Source organism: Nocardioides sp. P5_C9_2 (genome assembly GCF_054049555.1).
The window spans coordinates 1-1,545 of sequence record NZ_JBFUMD010000672.1 but is presented as its reverse complement, the minus strand read 5'-3'; the positions used below and the strand labels follow the sequence as shown (position 1 = coordinate 1,545).

Genomic DNA, 1,545 nt, shown 5'->3' with positions numbered 1-1,545 from the left:
CCGTTCTACAACGTCTCACCGCTCACGTTCACCGACCTCCTCAACGACGACAAGAACGTCCGCGCCAACCTGACCTCCTACCTGGCCGGGTTCTCCTCCGGCGCGGCCGACGTGTTGGAGAAGTACAAGTTTGCTGAGCGCATCGCGACCCTCGACAAGGCCGGACTGCTCTACCAAGTGGTCGCCAGGTTCGCCGACATCGACCTACACCCGGACGTGGTCCCGAACCACGCGATGGGCTACATCTTCGAGGAACTGCTCCGCCGATTCTCCGAGATGGCGAACGAGACCGCCGGTGAGCACTTCACACCCCGTGAGGTTGTGAACCTCATGGTCAACATCCTCTTCGTCGAGGACGAGAAGGCCCTCTCCGGTGTCGCCCCGGTGAGGACCATGTTCGACCCGGCGTGCGGCACTGGCGGACTGCTCTCCTCGGGGCAGGACTACCTGGCCAGACTCAACCCGGACGCCCACCTGGAGGTCTACGGGCAGGAACTGAACCCTGAGACCTGGGCCATCTGCCGCTCCGACATGCTCATCAAGGGCGAGAAGCCCGAGAACATCGTGCTGGGCAACTCTCTGTCCGCCGACGGCCACCCAGACGACAAGTTCGACTACATGCTCGCCAACCCGCCGTTCGGTGTGGATTGGAAGAAGTACGCCGAACCGATCGTGGCCGAGGCCGAGAACGAGGGCTTCGACGGCCGCTTCGGAGCCGGGCTGCCACGGTCGTCTGACGGTTCGCTCTTGTTTCTTCAGCACATGCTCTCGAAGATGAAGCCCGTCGCTGATGACCCGTCGACACCCAACATCATCGAGGGTGGTTCACGTCTCGCAATCGTCTTGTCTGGCTCCCCTTTGTTCTCGGGCGCGGCCGGATCCGGCGAGTCGAACATCCGCAAGTGGATCATCGAAAACGACTGGCTCGAAGCGGTCGTAGCCCTTCCCGACCGGTTGTTCTACAACACCTCCATCTCGACGTACTTCTGGGTTCTGACCAACCGCAAGCGTCCCGAGCGTCGCGGCAAGGTGCTCCTCTTGGACGCCCGCGGTGAGTTCGAGAAGATGCGCAAGGGCCTCGGTCAGAAGCGCAAGTTCCTTTCCAACGACGCCATCGCCGAAGTCACCCGGCTCTACATGGAGGCCGCTGACGCAGGCCTCGACGACCCTCGCGTGAAGGTTCTGGACAGCGAAGCGTTCGGTTTTCAGCGCGTCACCGTCGAGCAGCCGTTGCGCCGCCGTTGGGTCATTAGCCCAGAGGCGGTTGCGGCCGTGGGCGAGACGAAGGCATGGGGAAAGGCTGCGCTGGACTCCGGGCCGCAGGAAATCTTCGTCGACGTTCTCGGTGAGGAGTACGCCGATGAGAAGGCCTGCCTGAATGCTGTGCAAACCGTGGCACCGTCGGTGACGCTCGCGGTGGCTAAGGAACTCGTGAAGTCCGCGGCCGTAGCCGATCCGGGTGCGCCAATCATCACCGACCGCAGGGGCGAACCGCTGCCGGACCCCAACCTCCGCGACGCGGAGAATGTGCCCTTGGGCGAGGTC

General features: G+C 63.3%; 1 protein-coding gene. It reads left to right on the top strand.

Annotated features, from left to right (window positions below):
• On the top strand, window positions 1-1,545 hold a 1,545-nt coding region (locus tag ACXJKL_RS20865), incomplete at both ends, for an HsdM family class I SAM-dependent methyltransferase (RefSeq protein ID WP_457208908.1).